This is a genomic window from Mycobacterium sp. IDUB_39, assembly GCF_055419205.1.
On record NZ_JBVAXF010000007.1, the window covers coordinates 362909 to 382439 of the forward strand.

The following is a 19531-nucleotide window of genomic DNA, read 5'->3' on the forward strand; positions in this document are numbered from 1 at the left end:
TCGGCCCGGCAGAGCAACCGTTCGAGGGAGTCAATAGACATGGCCATCTCCGTCCAGATGCCCGCACTCGGTGAGAGCGTTACCGAGGGGACAGTCACGCGATGGCTGAAGCAGGAGGGCGACACCGTCGCAGTCGACGAACCCCTTCTCGAGGTCTCGACGGACAAGGTGGACACCGAGATCCCGTCCCCCGTCGCCGGTGTGCTGACCAAGATCATCGCCCACGAGGACGACACCGTCGAGGTCGGCGGTGACCTCGGGTTGATCGGCGAGGCCGGCGAGTCCAGCGAGGACGCCTCCGGTGCTGATGCGCAGCCCGCCGCTCAGGAGCCCGAAGCCGAACCGGAGCCGGAGCCCGAGCCGGAGGCAGCGCAAGAGCCGGCCCCCGAGCCCGCGAAGTCGGCACCCGCCTCCAGCGGCGCCGCGACGTCGGTGAAGATGCCTGAACTCGGCGAGTCCGTCACCGAGGGAACGGTGACCCGGTGGCTCAAGAAGGTCGGCGACAGCGTCGAGGTCGACGAGCCGTTGGTCGAGGTCTCCACCGACAAGGTCGACACCGAGATCCCCTCGCCGGTGGCGGGCACCCTGGTGTCAATCACCGCCGAGGAGGATGACGTCGTCGCCGTCGGTGGCGAACTGGGCAAGGTCGGCTCCGCGGACGCGGCGCCAGAACCAGAGCCGGAGCCCACACCAGCGCCGAAGGCCGAGCCCAAGCCCGAACCCAAGGCTGAGCCCACGCCGGAACCCAAGCCCGAGCCGAAGCCGGAACCCAAGCCGGAACCCAAGCCGGAACCGAAGCCCGAGCCCACGCCGCAGCGCGCGGCTCCTGCCGCGGAGGCGCCCGCATCTGACGCGAGCCCGTATGTGACACCGCTGGTGCGCAAACTGGCCACGGAGCACAGCGTGGATCTCGGATCGGTGAAGGGCACCGGTGTCGGTGGCCGCATCCGCAAACAGGACGTGCTGGCAGCAGCGGAGGCCGCCAAGGCACCCGCTCCCGCGGCGGCACCGGCCGCTGCCGCCAAGCCCGCTGCCGCGGCACCGGCTACTCCGGCCCCTGCGCTGGCCCACTTGCGCGGCACCACGCAGAAGGCCACCCGGATCCGCCAGATCACGGCGAAGAAGACGCGTGAATCCCTGCAGACGACAGCACAATTGACGCAGACCCATGAGGTCGACCTGACCAAGATCGTGGCACTGCGTGCGCGAGCCAAGGCCAGCTTCGCCGAGCGCGAGGGCGTCAACCTGACGTTCCTGCCGTTCTTCGCCGTCGCGGTGGTCGATGCCCTCAAGGCGCATCCGAACGTCAACGCGAGCTACAACGAGGACACCAAGGAGATCACCTACTTCGACGCCGAACATCTCGGTTTCGCGGTGGACACCGAGCAGGGTCTGCTCTCCCCCGTCGTGCACAACGCAGGTGACCTGTCGCTGGGCGGGTTGGCCCGCGCGATCGCCGACATCGCGGCCCGCGCCCGGTCGGGCAACCTGCGGCCCGACGAGCTGTCCGGTGGCACGTTCACCATCACCAACATCGGCAGCCAGGGCGCTCTGTTCGACACCCCGATCCTGGTGCCGCCGCAAGCGGCGATGCTCGGCACCGGCGCCATCGTCAAGCGCCCGCGGGTGGTCGTCGACGACAACGGCAACGAGTCGATCGGTGTGCGGTCGGTGTGCTACCTGCCGCTGACCTACGACCATCGCCTCATCGACGGTGCCGATGCCGGTCGCTTCCTGACGACCATCAAACGTCGCCTCGAAGAGGGAGCGTTCGAGGCAGACCTCGGTCTGTAGGAGGCACACGCCACCGTGACCAATGCCGTCATCGCGATCGCGGGTTCCTCGGGTCTGATCGGCTCGGCCTTGACCTCGGCGCTGCGCGCGGGAGACCACCGCGTGCTGCGGATCGTGCGGCGGCCACCGTCGCACCCCGATGACGTGTTCTGGAATCCGGACACCGGCGAGTGCGATCCGAGCACCCTGCGTGGCGTCGACGCCGTCGTGAATCTGTGCGGCGTCAGCGTGGGGGCCAAGCGATGGTCGGGCGCGTTCAAGCAGAGCCTGCGCGACAGCCGCATCGGCCCGACCGAGGTGTTGGCCAACGCGATAGCCGATGCGGACGTCCCGGTGCTGATCAATGCCAGCGCGGTCGGCTACTACGGCGACACGCGTGACCGCGTCGTCGATGAGACCGCGCCCGCCGGCACTGGCTTCCTGGCCGGACTGTGCGAGGACTGGGAGGCGGCGACGACCGCGGCGCAGCAGTCAGGTGCCCGGGTCGTGCTGGCCCGCACCGGGTTGGTGCTGGGTCCCTCCGGTGGCGTGCTGAATCGTCTCAAGCCACTGTTCTCGCTCGGACTGGGCGCACGTCTGGGCAACGGTCGCCAGTACATGCCGTGGATCAGCCTCGAGGACGAGGTGCGGGCCCTGCTGTTCGCGATCGCGCACGCCGACGTGTCGGGGCCGGTGAACCTGACCGGCCCGGCGCCGGTGACCAACGCCGAGTTCACGTCCGCGCTTGGCCGCGCCGTGAACCGGCCCTCGGCGCTGCTGGTGCCCGGATTCGCATTGCGCACCGTGCTGGGCGAGTTCGCCGATGAGGGTCTGCTGGGCGGCCAGCGCGCCATCCCCGCGGTGCTCGAACGCGCCGGATTCGAGTTCCATCACAACACCATCGGCGAAGCGCTGGCGTACGGCACGGCGCCCAACTACGGCTGACGGGTAGCGTCAAGGACATGGTGGCAACGTCGGTGCGATCCTCTTCGGCGGCTGTCGAGGTTCGCCACCTCGGCACCGTCGACTACCAAGATGCGTGGCAGATGCAGCGCGAACTGGCCGAGGCCCGGGTCGCGGGCGGCCCCGACACCCTGCTGCTGCTCGAGCATCCGCCCGTCTACACCGCGGGCAAGCGCACCGAACCGCACGAACGGCCGGTCGACGGCACCCCGGTGATCGACACCGACCGCGGCGGCAAGATCACCTGGCACGGCCCGGGCCAGCTGGTCGGCTATCCGATCGTCGGCTTGACCGAACCTCTGGATGTGGTGAACTTCGTTCGGCGGCTGGAGGATTCGCTGATCAGCGTGTGCGCCTCACTCGGCCTAGAGACCGGACGGATCGACGGCCGGTCGGGGGTGTGGGTGCCCGGCGACGGTCGACAACCGGCTCGCAAGATCGCCGCGATCGGCATTCGGGTCGCGCGGGCGACGACGTTGCACGGCTTCGCGCTGAACTGTGACTGCACGCTGGACGGCTACGGCGCGATCGTGCCGTGCGGCATAGCCGATGCGGGTGTCACGTCCCTGACGGCTGAACTCGGCCGCCGCGTCACCACCGATGACGTCGCCGAACGGGTGGCCGCGGCAGTCTGCGACGCGCTCGACGGCCGGACGACGCTAGCATCATTGTCGTGAGCGTCGACCCGGGAACCCGCAAACTGCTTCGTCTCGAGGTCAGAAACGCCGAGACCCCCATTGAGCGCAAGCCGCCGTGGATCAAGACCCGCTTGAAGACCGGACCGGAGTACACCGAGCTCAAGGCCCTGGTGAAACGTGAGGGTCTGCACACGGTGTGCGAAGAAGCCGGCTGCCCCAACATCTACGAGTGCTGGGAGGACCGCGAGGCCACGTTCCTCATCGGCGGCGAACAGTGCACCCGACGATGCGACTTCTGCCAGATCGACACGGGCAAGCCCGCCGAACTGGACCGCGACGAGCCGCGGCGCGTCGCCGAGAGCGTCGCGACGATGGGCCTGCGCTACTCGACCGTGACCGGCGTGGCCCGCGACGATCTCCCCGACGGCGGCGCCTGGTTGTACGCCGAGACCGTCCGCCAGATCAAGGCGCTCAATCCGAACACGGGTGTCGAGCTGCTGATCCCCGACTTCAACGCCATCCCCGAACAGCTCGAGACGGTGTTCGAGACGCGTCCGGAGGTGCTGGCGCACAACGTCGAAACGGTGCCGCGCATCTTCAAGCGGATTCGTCCTGCGTTCCGCTACCAGCGCAGCATGGACGTCATCACGGCCGCGCGTGACTACGGGCTGGTCACCAAGAGCAACCTGATCCTGGGCATGGGCGAGACACCCGAGGAGGTCCGCACCGCACTCGACGACCTCCATCGCGCCGGCTGCGACATCGTCACCATCACGCAGTACCTGCGCCCGTCCGCGCGCCATCACCCCGTCGAGCGGTGGGTCAAGCCCGAGGAGTTCGTCGAGCACGCCGCCTATGCCGAGGGCATCGGATTCGCCGGCGTCCTGGCCGGTCCGCTGGTTCGCTCGTCGTACCGAGCAGGTCGGCTGTACGCGCAGGCCGAGCGGCTACGGACCAGCCCGCCCGTTTCCTGATTCGCCCACCCGCACCCGTATCCTGGTCCCATGGCGAAAACTCGCAACCCCGCCGCTGTGAAGGCCGCCAAGGCCGAGGCGAAGGCCACCCGAAAGGCGGCCTCAAAGCAGCGCCGCAGTCAGCTGTGGCAGGCGTTCCAGATTCAGCGCAAGGAGGACAAGCGCCTCCTTCCCTACATGGTCGGCGCATTCGTGCTGATCGTCGCGGCAGCGGTGACCGCGGGCGTCCTCAGCGGCAGCACCTTCACGATGGTGACGCTGATCCCCCTCGGCATCGTGCTCGGCGCGCTGGTCGCGTTCATCGTCTTCGGCAGGCGGGCGCAGAAGTCGGTCTACCGCAAGGCGGAGGGACAGACCGGCGCCGCGGCGTGGGCGTTGGACAACCTGCGCGGTAAGTGGCGTGTCACTCCCGGCGTCGCCGCGACCGGCCACTTCGATGCGGTGCACCGGGTGATCGGCCGACCGGGCGTGATCTTCGTCGGTGAGGGCGCCGCAGTGCGGGTCAAACCGCTTCTCGCCCAGGAGAAGAAGCGCACCGCCCGACTGATCGGCGACACTCCGATCTACGACTTCGTGGTCGGCAACGGTGAGGGCGAGGTGCCGCTGTCCAAGCTGGAACGCCACCTGACCAAGCTCCCTGCCAACATCACGGTCAAGCAGATGGACGCGCTGGAGTCCAAGCTCGTTGCGCTGGGGTCGCGGATGGGGCCTGCCGCGATGCCCAAGGGACCGATGCCCGGCAACGCCAAGATGCGCGGCGTGCAGCGCACCGTGCGACGCAAGTAACACCCCAAGCACCCTCAGTCCGCTGGGCGAAGATCCCCCAGCACACGGGCCGATGCGCTGCCCGGCTCCGGGCGATAGATCAACAGATGCTGTCCGCCGGAGTGCGGAACGTTCAGCCTGGTGCGTTGGAGATGAAGGTCGCCGACCACGGGATGCCGCATGTGGACAACGCCTCGGCGATACCCCACGTCCGCGCGTGCCCAGAGTTCGCGGAACCGTTCACTACCGGCCGACATCTCCTCGACGAGTGCGCGCAGCCGGGGATCGTTCAGATCGCTGCCGGCCACTTCGCGTAATCCGCTCACCGCGACTTCGGTCGCCTCGTCCCAGTCGACGTAGAACTCACGGGCGGCCGGCGCCAACAGCCGCCACCGCAGGAAGTTCGCACCGGGCGCGAAACCCGGTGACAACGCGCGGGCAATGGGGTTCGCGGCCAGCACATCCTGGTAGCGGTTGGCCACGATCGCGGGCATCGAGAACTGATCGATCAGTTCATCCAAATCATCGGCCACCGCATCGACCCCGATGTCGGGTGTGCGACCTGGGGCAGTCACCAGCTGATGCAGATGCGCTGTGGCGTTGACGTCGAGTTGAAGGGCGCGTGCCAGCGCATCGAGGACTTGTGCGGATGGATGCCTGTCACGCCCCTGCTCGAGCCGCACGTAGTAGTCCGCGCTGATGCCGGCGAGCAGTGCCAGCTCCTCGCGGCGCAGTCCCGGGACGCGCCGCCGCGCACTGACCTCCAGCCCGACGGCCTCGGGCCGAAGTTGTTCGCGGCGTGCACGGAGGTACTCCCCCAGCGCGCTCGCCCCCTGTGCCACCGACAGATCCTAAGGCTGTCCCTGCCAATACCAGGGTCACTACGGCTTCTCCGGAAAGCCGCGAGCAGGAATTCGCGAGGTCCGCGACACGCTCATGGTGGATGTAGCCATCAGCTCATCGCAGCAAGGAAGACCGAAATGTCCACACTCCACTTCCACCAGGTCACCAGCTCGACCCCCGAGCAGTTCATCGCCGGGCTCACCGACTTCGGCCCTGGCCGCTCGAAGCTCTTACCCAACAGCGCCGACGCATCGCTGCTGGTGCATCATCTGGGCGCTCGCGAGACCGACGTCACCGAGGGCGGGCGCGGCACCTGGGAGCGCCTGCACTACTACTGGTCCGAGTTCGGCGGGGCATCGGGCTACACCTACACCCTGACGCCGCGACCCGACGGAACGACCGAAGTCGACGTCGTCATCGTCCGCGAGGGGAAGAACCTCAGGGGCCGAGTGCTCGCGGGCGTTCTCGGAACAGTCGACGAGGATGTCCTTTGAAAGGCGTTCACCAGCAGCGTCGATGCCATCGAGGCACGCAACGATACGCAGGCGGCACGGTCGTGAGCGGGCTCATTCATCCCAAGTTCACGACGATCGACGGCCTGTCGATCCGCTACGCGGAGGGCGGCACCGGAGCGCAGCGGGCTTTGCTGCTCAACCCGTGGCCGGAGAGCGTCTTCGCGTACGAGCAGACATGGCCACAATTGGCCGCGGCCGCGCACCTGGTCGCCGTTGACCTGCCTGGATTCGGCGGCTCGGAACGACGCGATTCCTTGATGAACCCGAAAGCGATGGGCGGGTTCATCGTTCGCGTCGCCGACGCGTTCGGACTCGACCGGCCGCATGCGGTGGCACCGGATATCGGCACGTCGGCCACCCTGTTCGCGGCCGCCGCCCATCCCGACCGGTTCGCCAGCCTGGTCATCGGATCCGGCGGGGCGGCCGTGCCGGTGACAGTCGCCGGCCCGCTCAAGGAGTGGGTGGAGGCCACCGACCTGGCACCGTACCGTCAGATCGGCGGCCGCACGATCGTCGAGATCGCTCTTGACACCATCGCCGGGTACACCCCGTCGCAAGAGGTTCGCGACGACTACATCGCCTCCTACGCGGGCGACCGGTTCGCCGAGTCCATTCCGTACGTGCAGGCGTATCCCGAGCAGCTTCCGCAGCTGGGCGATCTCCTGGCCGAGATACGCACGCCGGTACGCATCGTGCAGGGCAGTGATGACCAGGTCGTGCCCGCGGTGAACGCGACCTATCTCGGTGACCGTCTGCCCAACAGCAGCGTGGACTTCATGGCCGGGGTGGGCCACTTCTCCTGGGAGGAGAAGCCCGAGGCCTATGCGGCCCTGGTGACCGACTGGTGGCAGCGCGCGGCCGTCGCCTCGGCGTGAGTCCGGTGCGCTAGCGCCTGACGATCGCGGTGCCCGTGGCCTTGTCCTGAAGTCCCCGACCGTCGGAGTCGGTGAACAGCGGCGGGATGACGAGCGCCACCAGCACACCGCGCGCGAGCGCGCGACCCACGCCGACGTGGATGCGGTGGTCAACGGATGCGACCTGCAGCCCCAAGGCGGCCTGTCCGGGTGTGAAGCTGAACAGTCGCACCGAGACGATGCCGAGCACCAGCCAGATCACCAGCACCGCCGTCGACAGCATTTCCAGCGACAACAGCCCGAGCGACATCAACAGGGCTGCCAGTCCGTAGGCGATGAGCCAGTCGAGCACCAGAGCGCCGATGCGCCTGCCCCAACCGACAAGTGAACCGGCGCCCGACGGGGGCAATCCGAGTCGCTGCCCCGGGTAGTCGTTGGGTCCCTGGGAGGAATCACCCGCCTCGGGCGGCGGTGGGCCAGACAGCCAGGTACCGAAGGTGCGCGCCATGCCACAAGCATATGGTCCACCCAATCGCGTAACGTCCGCGCAACATGCGGTTGACTGGCGTGCAACATCGTGTCCTTAGCGTCAACCCGCGGGTTACCAGTAAAAGGAGAGCACTCAGTGGCAGAAAAGACGGCCGACGACATCATCAAGCAGATCAAGGACGAGAAGGTCGAGTACGTCGACATTCGGTTCTGCGATCTCCCTGGCGTCGTGCAGCACTTCTCGATCCCGGCTTCGACGTTCGACGAGAGCGTGTTCGAGGACGGACTCGCATTCGACGGCTCGTCGGTGCGCGGCTTCCAGTCCATCCACGAGTCCGACATGATGCTGCTGCCGGATCCCGAGACCGCACGCATCGATCCGTTCCGCGCCGCCAAGACGCTGAACATGAACTTCTTCGTGCACGACCCGTTCACGCGCGAGGCCTACTCCCGCGACCCCCGCAACGTCGCCCGCAAGGCGGAGAACTACCTCGCCAGCACGGGCATCGCCGACACCTGCTTCTTCGGCGCTGAGGCCGAGTTCTACATCTTCGACTCGGTGACGTTCGACTCGAAGATCAACGGCACCTCCTACGAGGTCGACTCGGAGTCGGGATGGTGGAACACCGGCGAGCCCTTCGAGGCAGACGGCAGCCCGAACCTGGGCTACAAGGTCCGCCAGAAGGGTGGCTACTTCCCAGTCGCTCCGTATGACCACTACGTCGACCTGCGCGACGAGATGGCCACCAACCTTCAGAACGCCGGCTTCATCCTGGAACGCGGTCACCACGAGGTGGGCACCGCCGGCCAGGCCGAGATCAACTACAAGTTCAACACCCTGCTGTCGGCCGCCGATGACGTGCTGCTGTTCAAGTACATCATCAAGAACACGGCGTGGAAGAACGGCAAGACCGTCACCTTCATGCCCAAGCCGCTGTTCGGTGACAACGGTTCGGGTATGCACGCCCACCAGTCGCTGTGGAAGGACGGCAAGCCGCTGTTCCACGATGAGTCGGGCTACGCCGGCCTTTCCGACCTGGCGCGCCACTACATCGGCGGCATCCTGCACCACGCGCCCTCGCTGCTGGCATTCACCAACCCGACGGTGAACTCCTACAAGCGCCTGGTGCCGGGTTACGAGGCGCCGATCAACCTGGTGTACAGCCAGCGCAACCGTTCGGCGTGTGTCCGCATCCCGATCACGGGCAACAACCCGAAGGCCAAGCGCCTTGAGTTCCGCTGCCCCGACAGCTCGGGCAACCCGTACCTCGCGTTCGCGGCGATGCTGATGGCCGGCATCGACGGCATCAAGCGCAAGATCGAGCCGTTGGCCCCGGTCGACAAGGACCTCTACGAGCTCCCCCCCGAGGAGGCCGCCAACATCCCGCAGGCGCCCACCTCGCTGTCGGCGGTCATCGACAAGCTCGAGGAGGATCACGAGTACCTCACCGAGGGTGGCGTCTTCACCGAGGATCTGATCGAGACCTGGATCTCCTACAAGCGGGAGAACGAGATCATGCCGATCCAGATCCGGCCGCACCCCTACGAGTTCTCGCTGTACTACGACTGCTAGCCCTTAGACGTCCACCAGAGGACGTCTAAGTAGCAGTAGCTCGCGACGAGTCCATCCGCTAAGCGGGTGGGCTCGTCTGCGTTTGGGAGGCGCTCGCGCTACTGGGTGCCGGAACGCCCGGTCATCCCCTTGAGGTCGACGCCACCGAGGGAGTCGGAGCCCACCTCGACGTTATGCGCGTGCGCGAAGTGGTGCAGGCCGAAGGCCGCATCGATTCCGTTCCGCAGGCCCATCTGATCCTCACACTGGTTGACGGCCCTTTTGGTGAGCGCGAGCCCGAATCCGGGCATCGTGGCGATCCGCGCGGCCAGCGACATCGCCTCGCTCTCCAGATCGGCGCGCGGCACCACCCGGCTGACCATCCCGACCTCGTAGGCGCGCTGGGCGGTGAACCGATCACCGGTGTAGAGGATCTCCTTGGCGAACCGCGGCCCCAGCACCCACGGGTGCGCGAAGTACTCCACACCCGGAATCCCCATGCGCACGACGGGATCCGCGAAGAACGCGTCATCGGACGCCACGATGAGATCGCACACCCACGCCAACATCAGGCCGCCTGCGATGCACGCACCATGCACCATCGCGATGGTCGGCTTCGGCAGCTCGCGCCACCGGCGACACATCCCGAGGTAGACCTCCATCTCACGGGCGAAGCGTTGATCACCACCGGCGCGGTCCACGTGATCCCACCAGAGCGCTGCCCGGTTCTCGTAGTGCACGTGATGGTCGCGCCCCGGCGTCCCGATGTCGTGCCCCGCACTGAAGTGCTCGCCGCTGCCGCAGAGCACGATCACCCGAACGTCCTCGTCATCGACCGCGCGGCAGAAGGCGGCATCCAACGCGTATGTCATCGCCGAGTTCTGCGCGTTGCGATACTGCGGCCGGTTCATGGTCACGACGGCCACCCCGTCAGTCACTCGATAGGTCACCACATCGACGTCGTCCTGCACCTGATCACCTCTCAAGGGTTTGCCACACTCGGGCGCGTCCCGCCTTGGCCGACACTACGGCTACCAGTTCCGCAGCGAGCACAGCGCTCCCCTTGGTCCGTCACTGGACGCGACGACGACACCGTCGACCGCCAACTCGCATCGGAAATCCGCTGGGGCCGAATCTATTCCGCCGGTCGCACTCACCATTGCCCACTGTCTCGGATCGGCCAGCCCGACCTCCAGCACCCAGGGTGAGTCCGGGCCAATCCGAGCGGTGGCCCGGGGACTGAACAGGTACGGATTGTGGCTGTAGTCGGCCCACGACGGCGGATCGGTGTCGCGGTAGTAGACGTCTGCCTGAACCGGCGTGCGGGTCGTGACGGTGTACGTCACGCGGTGGGTTGCCGGTTCCTCTGCGCCCGAGGTCGCGGGCCCGAGGGCGATACCCGCCGTCAGCATCGCGATGACCGCGCCCACCACGCGGATTGCCTTGGTCGCGTTCGCTCCGCGCGTGCTAGGCATCGCCGCGAACCCACCGTGGCGTGCCATCGATTGTCTGGCAGCTGAGGAAGAGACCGTCCGGGGCCTGCGCGACTCGCGCCTCGTGCCCCTGACAGACGGCATGCTCGTCCTTGACTCCCATCATCGACGGAGATCTGAAGTACCGCGGCTCGTGTCGACGTGGCGATCCGCAGAACACCAACCGACCCCACGACGTGGTGCCGAACACGTAGTGACCGGTATCTCCGCATGCGGCGCCGAGCGTCACTCCCGGGGTGACACCCGGTGTGCACCAGGCGTCGTCACACGGCAATGGGTCAGCCTTCGCCGCCACAGGTGAACCCAAGCTCACGGCGAGCACCGACACCACGCTGGCAAGCAGAATCCACCGCATGCGCTCACCCTGGCACGCGCGCTGTCGGTCGACGCTCGAACTGTCCGCTCAGCGGGCGTAACGGCATACCCGACGGGAAGTGCGGGATACCTTGGCGCGAATCGAATCAACGTCGGCGACCATGTCTCGGCGTGTTGAGGAGCGTGGGATGCGAACACCAAAAGCGCTCGGCGCCACGGCGGCGGCCGCGGCCATGATCGGACTGGTCGTGGCTGCACCACCATCGGGGGCCACCGGCGAGCAGTGGGGCCTCAACGGCACCTACACGGCTACGTCCAACGGCGAGTGGGCGAAGACCAACGAACGATTCCACGATGAGGCCAGCATTCGCAGCACCTGGACCATAGCCACCCAGTGCAGCTACCCGACCGAGTGCACCGGCACGGTGTCAAGCGATTTCGGCTGGACCGCGCCCGTCTACAAGACGGGCGGCGTGTGGTACGTCAAGCGGACGGTGGAGAACTGGCAGCCGTGCCCGAACGGCACCGCCTCCCCCGGTCTACAGGTCTTCCGGTTCGCCCCAACGACGCCCGACGGCGGTCGGGTCGATCCGATGTCGACGACGCTGGTCGGTGAGGATCAGACGACCGGCATCAGCGGCGCGTGCGGCATCAGCCTGCCCCTGTTCATCAACATGCCGTTCAAGCTCGTCAAGTCGGGTTCCTGAAACCGCTTCCCTCGCAGCGCCGTTCACTGTCACTTGGGGAGCAGGTCCTCCCACGTCCCAGCCGGTGTCGCCAAGTCGGCCTGCCGGTACACCTTGCCGTCGGGCGTGGCGTACCGACCGGTCTCGGGATCGTAGGTGGCGATCGCCACCGATGGACCGTCCGATCCACCGGTCGACGAGGAACTCGGCGCCACCCCCGGTGGCGTCCCCTCGACCGGGCCGTAGATGTGCTCGCCGGTATTGACACGATCGTCGGGCGCAACGCCCTGGGCGATCAGGTTCGGATCGATCGGGTAGGGCCCGAGCACGTGCTGACGCATCGCCAAGGGCTCGTAGGGCTTATCGCTCTCGCACATCTCGACGGTCGGAGCACGCTTTCCCGGTTGCCCCATGCAGGGGTAGTTGCGTGCGCCACGAACACCGATCGGCGAATCCTGCGGGAGCTTGCAGTACAGACCGTCGGGAGTGTCGACATCCGACAGATCGGCCGGTGACCGCCACGACGACGGCGGCAGGAAGCCGACCGTACACGCCGGCGGATCGTTCATGCTGAGCGTGAAGTCCCCCATCGCCATACCGGTCGGGTTGTTCCGTGCCACACCGACGGTCTGTGTCGCCGCGACATACGGCGGAAGGAGTACCAGAAGCTGCTCGATCGACGCGTGGTAGGTCACGGCCACCTGGCCGACGGTAGTCATGTTCGCCATCAGCACCGGCAGAGTCGGCTTGACCTGATTGAGCAGTGCTGAGGCCTCATCGGCCGCCCCGGGCCCGACCTTCATGATGGTCCGCACATGCGCGTCGTTTACGGCGACGCGTTCGGTGATCCGGGCCAGGCTGCCCGCCCACATCTTGATGTCGTCGATGGACTGCTGCTGACCGTCGAGGAGCGGCCGGCTGTCATCGATGAGCGATCGCATCTGATCGGCGGCGTCGTTTGAGTCGCCAACCACCTTCGCGCCCGAGTCCATCAGTGACCCGAGGTCGAATCCGGATCCGTTGAGCCCCTTGAACGATTCGTCGAGCAAGTCGCCGATGCGGTCCTTCGGCACGCTGTCCAGTAGCGAACTGACCTGGTCGAGCATCGGGCCGACCGCCTGGGGAATCGATGTGTTGTCCCTTGGTATGACCGAGCCGTTGCGCAGGCGCGGTCCTGTTGGGTCTGACGACGCGCCTTGGGGCTGCAGATCCAGATACTGCTCACCGACGGCGGACACGCTTCGAACCTCGGCGTGAACGTCGGCTGGGATGTCGTAGGACGTGTCCAGCGACAGTGTTGCCTCGGCGCCGACTCTGGTCGGGATCACATCGGTGACCTTCCCGATCTGCACACCGCGATATGTCACGTTGGAGAACCGGTAGAGGCCGCCGGTGCCGGGTAATTCCACAACCACCTTCATGCGACCGATGTTCAACAGTGTGGGCGCCTGCATGTAGACGACCACCATCGTGAAGACGCCGATGACCGATGCGATGGTGAAGATGATCAGCTGGATACGCACGAACCTGGTGAGCATCAGTTGCCTTCCGCGACAGGAGGTGTCGGAGCCTGTTCGTCGACGAGCGGCGGCAGGTCGGCCACCTCCGGCGGAGCCGGTGTGACGGGCGCCTTGAGCGGATCGAGGGTGTAGGTGGAGTACCAGGGGTCACCCGGCGCTGGTGTCATCGACATCCCCTCCTGTCCCCATCGCGTACCGAGGAACAACCCGCGCTTCAACCGGGGCACGGTGAAGTCGAAGACGATGAACTGGTTCATGTAGTCGCCCCTGATGGCCCGGTCGATGAAGTTCTGGGTGTAGGGGAAGGTCGGGGCGTAGCTGAGTACGGTGCCCAGGTCGGGGCCGACATCGGCGAGCGACCGCAGCGTCGGCTCCAGATTCTGCAGGTTGCGCACTAGGTCGGCCCCGGTGTCGTCGATCAGCGCTGTCGCAGTGTCGCTGAACGCGCCCAACTCCCGCAGCGCCGTCGTGATCTGCGGGCGTTGTTTGACGAGCACCTCAAGCGCAGGCGGAATCCTGTGCAGTGCGGCGGTGAGGACGTCGTTCTGCTGTGCGAATCCGGCGGACAATCGGTCAAGTGCCGCAATGGATCCGATGATCTGGTCACGCTGGGAGTCGAAGATTCCGATGAAGTCGTTCAGTCGGGTCAGCAGATCACGGATGGGGGCCTCCCTACCGTTCATTGCCGCACTGAACTCCCTGATGATGTCTCCGGCCTGGCCCAGACCGCCCCCGTTGACGACGACGGACAGTGACGACAGCGTCTGCTCGGTCGACGGATAGGACGACGAACTGTTCAGCCCGATCACGGCTCCGGGGGCCAGCCTGCCGCTCGGCTTCTGGCCGACCGGCGGATTCAGCGCCAGGTGCATCGATCCCAGCAGGCTGGTCTGCCCGACGGTGGCAACGGCGTTGGCGGGCACGACCACATCCGGCTTCACCGACACCTCGACGTCGGCGTGCCAGCCCGTCAGGCTCATCCGTCCGACGGTGCCGACCACGACGTCGCCGACCAGGACCGGTGAATTTGATTCCAGGGTACCGACATTGGCGATCTCGACGTGGTAGATGGCGGCATCTGGCCCACGCCCCACAGTGCCTGGCAGCTCCAGTGAGTTCAAACCCTCGAAGGCGCATCCCGATGCCGTGAGCACCACGCAGCATGCCACCGCCGTCATCCGAGCCAACGAACGCTGTCTGGTCATGCCGGAGGTGTCCCTTCAACCGGGCCCGGTACCGGAGTGGCTTCCGCCGGGTACAGCATGTCGCGGAGAGTGGGCGGCGTGGCGGGGCCGGGCATGGCCACGCCGGCCGGTACCGGCGCACCCGGGAACAACGCGGGTGTCGGGTTGGCCGGCAGGCCACCTGGCGCGTACACGCCCGGAGGAATTGGAGGACCGTTGGGTGCAAGTGGCGGTGGCACATCGCCTGCGCCGGTGTAGGCCGACACCGAGATGTCCGTCGACGGCATGGGGGCGCTCGCCCCCTCACCTCCGGGTGCCAGCTTCGGATCCGAGTAGATCAGGTTGCCCGGGCTTGGTGACTTCGCCAGGTAGGCGTTGATCGGCATCGGCAGGTAGTTGAAGTTGAGCAGCTTCAGGGCCGGCCCCAGGTAATCGGCGCACAGTTTCGCGGTTTCGGCACTGGTGGCGTTCTCGAGAGCCCCGATCGCCGAGCAGACCAGCTGGACCGGGTTGGCGAAGTTGCCCATCGCGAACGCGCCGAGCATTGTTCCGGTGTCCGGGTTGTAGATGTTGTAACCGTTGCCGATCGCGTTGGGCGCAACGTGCAGGACGTTCTCCAGCTTGACGCGGTTGTCCGCCAGGTTCTGCGTGACGTCGGCGAGCCGTTCAACCTGCTCGGATGTGGCGTCCCGACTCTCCGCGATGAAACGCTTCACCTCGCCGACCGCCTCTGCCAGTTTGGTGAGCGTCGTGTCGATATCGGACCTGCTGGCGTCGACGAGGCTGCTGACCGTTGCCAGCCGATTCTGGAACTGGACGATCTGCACGTTGCTGTCCCGAAGTGCGCCCACGAAGACCTGAAGATTCTTGATGATGTCGATGAGGTTTCCACTGCCATCGGCCAGGATTCGACCGACGCCGGACAGCTGGGCGATGGTCTCGCGCAGCTTGTCCCCGTTACCGTCCATCGCGTTGGCCGCGCTGTCGATCAGGCGCCCGACCGAACTCGAGGAGACGCCGGTCTGGCCGTCCTCGGACGGGCCCAGTTCGGCTGCCAGCCTGGATAATTGGGTCTTGACCTCATCCCACTCCACCGGAACGGCCGTCCGGTCGAGTCCGATCACAGCGCCGTCGGGCATAACCGGTCCCGCCGACACGTCGGCCTCGTAGGCCGGTGTCAGCTGTACGTATCTGGCCGCGACGAGATTCTGCGCGACGACTACGGCCTTGGCGTCGGCGGGGATCGGCACGTCACGATCGATGGCCAGCGTCATTCTGGCCTGCGACTCCTCGGGCTCGATCGACTGGATGGTCCCCACCCGCACCCCGGAGACTCGCACCTCGTCACCGGGATAGATCGAGGTGGCAGAGGTGAAGTAGGCGGTGATGGTCCTCGGTTCGAAGTACGCCAGCCGTACCAGTAGTGCCCCGCCCGCAGCCAGCAGCGCCACCAATGCGATCAAGAGCAGCTTCGCGCTGCGCCGCCGTCCGGTCATCGCGACCCTCCTGGAATGCCGTTGTAGGGCATGGGGAACTCGGCGCGCGGGCCGGCGTTGTCAGGTGGTTGCCCGGCGTTGACACCACGACGGAATCCGAAGGCGTAGTCGAAGAACGGCTGCAGCGACTGCGACGGTATGAGGTTGCCGACAAACGCGTTGTAGTAGTAGCCGTTGTTAACGGCCTCCCCCTGTGTCACCTGGTACTTCGCCAGTCCGTCAAGGGCTTTGGCGATGTTGTCCCGGTTTCGCTGCAACATCTCGGTCACCGTGTTGAGCTTCTTCAGCGTCGGCGCGAGTTCCTGCTCGTTGTCACGCACCAAGCCGGTCAAGTGCTCGGCCACCGCGGAGGTGTTGGCCAGCAGATTCACGATCGCGTAGCGCCGCTGCTCGAGCACGCCCATCAGGTCGTTGGCGTTGAGCATCAGCGTGTTGACCTGTTGGCTGCGCTGCGACAGCACCCCCGTCACATCGGCTGCGCTCTTCAGCAGATCGCGCAGCGTCTCGCCCCTGCCGTTCAAAGACGCGGAGAGCCGTGTCATCCCGTCGAACGTCGGACCCAGCGTGGGCGCGATACGGTCGATGGTCTCCGACAGCGTGTCGAGTGAGTGATTGAGCGACGCGGTGTCAGTGCCCGCAGTGTTCGTGGTGAAGTCACTGACCGCCTGGGTCAGCGAGTACGGGGATGACGTGCGCGACAACGGGATGACATCGGTCCGGCCCAGCGATCCGCTGCCGGTCGGCTCGAGGGTCAACATCCTCTCCCCCAACAGCGTTCCGGTCCGGATGTGCGCCGTGGTGTCCCGTCCGAGACGGACACCGCTGTCGAGGCTGAACGTCACCAACGCCTTGCCGTTGTGCAACTCAACGCCGGAAACGCTGCCCTTCTTGACCCCTGAGATCTTGACGTCATTTCCCGAGGTGAGTCCGCCGGCCTCGGTGAACAGCGCCTGGTGCCGTATCGACGTCGCCATCGACCACAGCTGTTCGGGCCGCAGCCCGACAGTGACGATCAACGCGATGAGCACGACACCGATGAAACCGGCTCGGACCAGCGAGGATCCACGGTACTTACCCATCAGGGCTCTCCGCATCTTGCGTGCTGCTGAATGATCCACGGGAAGTACGCGGTACGGCCCTGGAGGTCTGTCACCCGGACGGACATACCGCACAGGTACTGGTTCAGGAAGCTGCCGTACGCCCCGAGTCGGACGAGCTTGCGGTAGTTCGCCGGCGCCTTCTGAAGCGAGATGTCAAGGAGTTCCTTGTCCTTCTCGAGCAGCGGCGCCATGCGGTTGAGCTGATCGATGGTGCCGGCCAACGGCGGTCGCGCCTTGCCAAGGAGGTCCGACATCGATGCCGTGCCCTGGTTGAGTGCCTCGATCGCGGTGCCGACCGGGTCGCGGTCCGCTGCCAAACCGGTGATGAGTTGTTCGAGCCGGTCAACCGCGCTGGATAACTGGTCGCCGTCCTTTGCCACAGTGCCGACCACCTGGTTGAGGTTGTCGATGAGGTTCTGCACCATCTGGCCGTTGTCGGCTATCGCCGACGTGAACGACGCGGTCCTGCTGAACAGCGACTCGACGTTGCCGCTCTGCCCCTGCAGGATCTCGATGAGTGATCCGGTAAGGGCGTTGACATCCTGCGCGTTGAGACCCGAGATCACGGGTTTGAGCCCACCGAGGAGAAGGTCGAGATCGAGTGCGGGCTCGGTCCGTTCCAGTGGGATCTGCGATCCCGTCGCCTCGAGTCGAGTGCTCCCCGGGCCGTCGATGAGCTCGAGGTAGCGATCACCGACAAGGTTGAGGTACCGAACCGCGACCTTGGTCCCGTTGGTGATCTTGACGTCACGGCTGGCGTCGAAGTCGACTATCACGGTGTTGTCGGGTTGCAATGCCACCGTTTTGACCGTGCCCACCCTGATTCCCGCGACGCGCACCGAGTCGCCGCCCTTGAGGCTGGATGCATCGGCGAACACTGCGGAGTAACCGTCGGCACTGCCGCCTCGATACTGGCCGAAGATGGCGAACAGCGCCGCGGTGAGCATCACCATCACCACGCCGAACACCCCGAACTTGGTGGCCGACTTCCACACACCCGTCATCCCGGCTGTCCAATCTGTGCCGTGTTACGCGGCGGTCCGTCGATGGGGCCAAACAGCGCCTGCTTGAGGGCATCTGAGTTGAGCAGGATGCCCTGGTTGCCGTACTCGGCCTGGTTGGCGCCGATGTCGGAGACCACGAACGGTGCGCGGCGCTCATACCCGACGTCGGGCAGTCCCGCGCACTGCGGGCCTCCACTTGCGGCGACCTTCGGCAGGTTCTGCGGATACCGATAGCGCTCGCGGCCCAGCACGAAGGAGTCGAGCAGGAGGACACCCGGCACCGGTGGCGGCGGCCCCATGGCGAGCGGAACCATGCCCGCGAGGCCACAGTAGAGGGCATGGTTGTACTGGTTGGTCAGATCGGTCGTCGGCGCCAGCAGGTGCAGCACGTCGGTGATGCCCTGGCGATTGCTGGACAGCACGTCGTTACCGATGCCCGCCAACCCGATTGCGCTGACCAGCAGAGTGTCCAGGTCAGTCTGTGAGTCGACGAGCGTGTCGCTGATCTGGGTCGAATTGCGCACCGTGGCAAGGAGGTCCGGTGTCACGTCTGCGTAGGTGTTGAGCACCTCTGGGGCTACGGCGATTTCGTGGCTGAGGTTGGACAGGCTGGGGTCGAGCTTCACCAGCAACTCGTCCAGTTCCACCAGCGTCTGGCCGAGCTTCTCGCCCCTGCCGCTGATGCCCGCGGATAGCGCACCCAGCGTCTCGTTGAGCTTGACGGGTTCGATCTTGTCGAGGACCGACACCAACTGCTGGAAGATCGTGTTGATCTCGACGGTGACGTGCTGCCCCTGGATCACCTGGCCAGCCCGCAGCGACTGGTCGGAGGGATCATTCGGCGGCACGAGTTCTACGAACTTGGCCCCGAACACCGTGGACGAGGTGATGTCGACGCCGACATTGTCGGGGATCAGGTCGAGACGCGCGGGATCGATGGCGAGATGCAGGACAGCAGTGCCGTCCGGTCGCGGCTCAATGGACTCCACATTGCCGACCTCCGCACCGTGCAGTTTCACCCGCGCGTCGGGGTTCATCACCAGTCCGGCGCGATCTGAGATAACGCTCACGGGAATGGTTTTCGTGAAGCTTCCACGGAACATCCCCACCGAGAGAACGACGATCGCCATGAGTACGAGCACGGCGCTCGACCCCACCAGCAGTCGCCGGGTGTCTGGGTTCATTGGCTGCAGTTCTCCCTATCCCGACAGGTTGAAGTTGCCGTTGGAGCCGTAGACGGCCAGTGAGACCAGCAGGGTCACTGAGACCACGATGATCAGTGAGGTGCGCACCGCGTTACCCACGGCCACCCCGACCCCTGAGGGTCCGCCGGTGGCGTAGTAGCCGTAATAGGTGTGCACCAACAG

Annotated in this window: 21 protein-coding genes; 9 read left to right on the forward strand and 12 right to left on the reverse strand. The window is 66.1% G+C overall.

Annotated features, from left to right (window positions below; translation table 11 throughout):
* The first annotated feature begins 39 nt into the window (after positions 1 to 39).
* Genes sucB through ACZY0X_RS26160 form a run of 5 tightly spaced genes read left to right on the forward strand, consistent with a single transcriptional unit; the run spans position 40 to position 5134 of the window.
* Positions 40 to 1794, forward strand: coding sequence for a 2-oxoglutarate dehydrogenase, E2 component, dihydrolipoamide succinyltransferase (sucB, locus tag ACZY0X_RS26140; RefSeq protein WP_463774530.1), 1755 nt, complete (start codon positions 40 to 42; stop codon positions 1792 to 1794).
* 15 nt (positions 1795 to 1809) lie between these two features.
* Entirely contained in the window at positions 1810 to 2718 is a 909-nt protein-coding gene (locus ACZY0X_RS26145) for a TIGR01777 family oxidoreductase (RefSeq protein WP_463774531.1), read from the forward strand.
* A 20-nt stretch (positions 2719 to 2738) separates the two neighbouring features.
* On the forward strand, positions 2739 to 3413 hold the full coding sequence (lipB, locus tag ACZY0X_RS26150) for a lipoyl(octanoyl) transferase LipB (protein ID WP_463774604.1): 675 nt from the start codon (positions 2739 to 2741) through the stop codon (positions 3411 to 3413).
* Positions 3410 to 4348, forward strand: coding sequence for a lipoyl synthase (lipA, locus tag ACZY0X_RS26155; RefSeq protein WP_463774532.1), 939 nt, complete (start codon positions 3410 to 3412; stop codon positions 4346 to 4348). The genes lipB and lipA overlap by 4 nt, the downstream gene beginning before the upstream one ends.
* A 30-nt stretch (positions 4349 to 4378) precedes the next feature.
* Positions 4379 to 5134: a DUF4191 domain-containing protein gene (locus ACZY0X_RS26160; RefSeq protein WP_463774534.1), complete on the forward strand. Its 756-nt coding sequence runs from the start codon at positions 4379 to 4381 to the stop codon at positions 5132 to 5134.
* A 14-nt stretch (positions 5135 to 5148) separates the two neighbouring features.
* Here ACZY0X_RS26160 and ACZY0X_RS26165 read toward each other — a convergent pair whose 3' ends face one another.
* Positions 5149 to 5955, reverse strand: coding sequence for a helix-turn-helix domain-containing protein (locus tag ACZY0X_RS26165; RefSeq protein ID WP_463774536.1), 807 nt, complete (start codon positions 5953 to 5955; stop codon positions 5149 to 5151).
* A gap of 138 nt (positions 5956 to 6093) precedes the next feature.
* On the opposite strand from ACZY0X_RS26165, the gene ACZY0X_RS26170 reads away from it, so the two are divergent.
* Both ACZY0X_RS26170 and ACZY0X_RS26175 read left to right on the forward strand, forming a co-directional pair.
* On the forward strand, positions 6094 to 6450 hold the full coding sequence (locus ACZY0X_RS26170) for a hypothetical protein (RefSeq protein WP_463774537.1): 357 nt from the start codon (positions 6094 to 6096) through the stop codon (positions 6448 to 6450).
* Between the two features lie 62 nt (positions 6451 to 6512).
* On the forward strand, positions 6513 to 7346 hold the full coding sequence (locus ACZY0X_RS26175; RefSeq protein ID WP_463774539.1) for an alpha/beta fold hydrolase: 834 nt from the start codon (positions 6513 to 6515) through the stop codon (positions 7344 to 7346).
* 10 nt (positions 7347 to 7356) lie between these two features.
* On the opposite strand, the gene ACZY0X_RS26180 is transcribed toward ACZY0X_RS26175, so the two are convergent.
* A complete protein-coding gene (locus ACZY0X_RS26180; RefSeq protein ID WP_241404690.1) occupies positions 7357 to 7833 on the reverse strand; it encodes an RDD family protein in 477 nt (158 codons plus the stop codon).
* A 117-nt stretch (positions 7834 to 7950) separates the two neighbouring features.
* Here ACZY0X_RS26180 and glnA point away from each other — a divergent pair, with 117 nt between their 5' ends.
* Positions 7951 to 9387 carry a type I glutamate--ammonia ligase gene (glnA, locus tag ACZY0X_RS26185; RefSeq protein WP_463774541.1) on the forward strand — a complete coding sequence of 479 codons (1437 nt, stop codon included), beginning with the start codon at positions 7951 to 7953 and terminating at the stop codon, positions 9385 to 9387.
* A 98-nt stretch (positions 9388 to 9485) separates the two neighbouring features.
* Here glnA and ACZY0X_RS26190 read toward each other — a convergent pair whose 3' ends face one another.
* From ACZY0X_RS26190 to ACZY0X_RS26200, 3 genes are read right to left on the reverse strand one after another with little or no spacing between them, the layout of a single operon-like run.
* Complete coding sequence (locus ACZY0X_RS26190) at positions 9486 to 10337, reverse strand: enoyl-CoA hydratase (protein ID WP_463774542.1); 852 nt, start codon at positions 10335 to 10337, stop codon at positions 9486 to 9488.
* A 60-nt stretch (positions 10338 to 10397) separates the two neighbouring features.
* The gene (locus ACZY0X_RS26195) at positions 10398 to 10841 is read right to left on the reverse strand and encodes a hypothetical protein (protein WP_463774543.1); all 444 of its coding nucleotides are present in this window, start codon (positions 10839 to 10841) and stop codon (positions 10398 to 10400) included.
* Entirely contained in the window at positions 10834 to 11214 is a 381-nt protein-coding gene (locus tag ACZY0X_RS26200; protein WP_463774545.1) for a hypothetical protein, read from the reverse strand. Before ACZY0X_RS26200 ends, ACZY0X_RS26195 begins: the two co-directional genes overlap by 8 nt.
* Positions 11215 to 11362: 148 nt before the next feature.
* On the opposite strand from ACZY0X_RS26200, the gene ACZY0X_RS26205 reads away from it, so the two are divergent.
* Positions 11363 to 11881: an Rv2253/PknI dimerization domain-containing protein gene (locus tag ACZY0X_RS26205; RefSeq protein WP_463774547.1), complete on the forward strand. Its 519-nt coding sequence runs from the start codon at positions 11363 to 11365 to the stop codon at positions 11879 to 11881.
* A gap of 29 nt (positions 11882 to 11910) precedes the next feature.
* On the opposite strand, the gene ACZY0X_RS26210 is transcribed toward ACZY0X_RS26205, so the two are convergent.
* From ACZY0X_RS26210 to ACZY0X_RS26240, 7 genes are all read right to left on the reverse strand, one after another.
* Positions 11911 to 13398 carry an MCE family protein gene (locus ACZY0X_RS26210; RefSeq protein WP_463774549.1) on the reverse strand — a complete coding sequence of 496 codons (1488 nt, stop codon included), beginning with the start codon at positions 13396 to 13398 and terminating at the stop codon, positions 11911 to 11913.
* Complete coding sequence (locus ACZY0X_RS26215; RefSeq protein WP_463774551.1) at positions 13398 to 14585, reverse strand: MCE family protein; 1188 nt, start codon at positions 14583 to 14585, stop codon at positions 13398 to 13400. Before ACZY0X_RS26215 ends, ACZY0X_RS26210 begins: the two co-directional genes overlap by 1 nt.
* On the reverse strand, positions 14582 to 16060 hold the full coding sequence (locus ACZY0X_RS26220; protein WP_463774552.1) for an MCE family protein: 1479 nt from the start codon (positions 16058 to 16060) through the stop codon (positions 14582 to 14584). The genes ACZY0X_RS26215 and ACZY0X_RS26220 overlap by 4 nt, the downstream gene beginning before the upstream one ends.
* A complete protein-coding gene (locus tag ACZY0X_RS26225) occupies positions 16057 to 17139 on the reverse strand; it encodes an MCE family protein (protein ID WP_463774554.1) in 1083 nt (360 codons plus the stop codon). Before ACZY0X_RS26225 ends, ACZY0X_RS26220 begins: the two co-directional genes overlap by 4 nt.
* On the reverse strand, positions 17139 to 18164 hold the full coding sequence (locus ACZY0X_RS26230; RefSeq protein WP_463774555.1) for an MCE family protein: 1026 nt from the start codon (positions 18162 to 18164) through the stop codon (positions 17139 to 17141). Before ACZY0X_RS26230 ends, ACZY0X_RS26225 begins: the two co-directional genes overlap by 1 nt.
* Positions 18161 to 19348, reverse strand: coding sequence for an MCE family protein (locus ACZY0X_RS26235; RefSeq protein WP_463774557.1), 1188 nt, complete (start codon positions 19346 to 19348; stop codon positions 18161 to 18163). Before ACZY0X_RS26235 ends, ACZY0X_RS26230 begins: the two co-directional genes overlap by 4 nt.
* A gap of 15 nt (positions 19349 to 19363) precedes the next feature.
* On the reverse strand, positions 19364 to 19531 hold a 168-nt coding region (locus ACZY0X_RS26240), incomplete at its 5' end, for an ABC transporter permease (protein WP_463774606.1).

Bases quoted from the DNA above. Each gene is read 5' to 3' on its own strand.
- sucB (WP_463774530.1), top strand. From the start codon at position 40: ATGGCCATCTCCGTCCAGATGCCCGCACTCGGTGAGAGCGTTACCGAG.
- ACZY0X_RS26160 (WP_463774534.1), top strand. From the start codon at position 4,379: ATGGCGAAAACTCGCAACCCCGCCGCTGTGAAGGCCGCCAAGGCCGAG.
- ACZY0X_RS26170 (WP_463774537.1), top strand. From the start codon at position 6,094: ATGTCCACACTCCACTTCCACCAGGTCACCAGCTCGACCCCCGAGCAG.
- ACZY0X_RS26180 (WP_241404690.1), bottom strand. From the start codon at position 7,833: ATGGCGCGCACCTTCGGTACCTGGCTGTCTGGCCCACCGCCGCCCGAG.
- ACZY0X_RS26195 (WP_463774543.1), bottom strand. From the start codon at position 10,841: ATGCCTAGCACGCGCGGAGCGAACGCGACCAAGGCAATCCGCGTGGTG.
- ACZY0X_RS26200 (WP_463774545.1), bottom strand. From the start codon at position 11,214: ATGCGGTGGATTCTGCTTGCCAGCGTGGTGTCGGTGCTCGCCGTGAGC.
- ACZY0X_RS26205 (WP_463774547.1), top strand. From the start codon at position 11,363: ATGCGAACACCAAAAGCGCTCGGCGCCACGGCGGCGGCCGCGGCCATG.
- ACZY0X_RS26210 (WP_463774549.1), bottom strand. From the start codon at position 13,398: ATGCTCACCAGGTTCGTGCGTATCCAGCTGATCATCTTCACCATCGCA.
- ACZY0X_RS26215 (WP_463774551.1), bottom strand. From the start codon at position 14,585: ATGACCAGACAGCGTTCGTTGGCTCGGATGACGGCGGTGGCATGCTGC.
- ACZY0X_RS26220 (WP_463774552.1), bottom strand. From the start codon at position 16,060: ATGACCGGACGGCGGCGCAGCGCGAAGCTGCTCTTGATCGCATTGGTG.
- ACZY0X_RS26225 (WP_463774554.1), bottom strand. From the start codon at position 17,139: ATGGGTAAGTACCGTGGATCCTCGCTGGTCCGAGCCGGTTTCATCGGT.
- ACZY0X_RS26230 (WP_463774555.1), bottom strand. From the start codon at position 18,164: ATGACGGGTGTGTGGAAGTCGGCCACCAAGTTCGGGGTGTTCGGCGTG.
- ACZY0X_RS26235 (WP_463774557.1), bottom strand. From the start codon at position 19,348: ATGAACCCAGACACCCGGCGACTGCTGGTGGGGTCGAGCGCCGTGCTC.